Annotated in this window: 1 protein-coding gene; it reads right to left on the reverse strand. The window is 43.3% G+C overall.

From position 1 onward, the window contains the following. Positions 1 to 268: PTS sugar transporter subunit IIC (locus tag NG918_RS16805; protein WP_252227193.1), on the reverse strand; the 268-nt coding region annotated here is incomplete at both ends.

The following is a 268-nucleotide window of genomic DNA, read 5'->3' on the forward strand; positions in this document are numbered from 1 at the left end:
AACCGAGCAACCAATCAACGCCGCAGCACTTGCTGTTGGATCAAGTTGAAGCGCAATCGCGAGCGCAGCAGAAGAAGCTGGGCTAAGTATCAGTAATCCAAACACAAAAGCAATAACCATCGATGAAATCAGCGGCGAACCACCAATTAATGAACTAATTCCAAGACTTACAGAAGCTAAAATCGGCGCCATAATCTTTGCAAATAAAATACCGCTTAGTCCGCCAGCTAAAAGTGAAACACCGGGAATCAAAATCATATCAAATTTC

This window comes from Clostridium sp. ZBS2, assembly GCF_023845855.1.
GTDB classification, from domain to species: domain Bacteria; phylum Bacillota; class Clostridia; order Clostridiales; family Clostridiaceae; genus Clostridium; species Clostridium aquiflavi.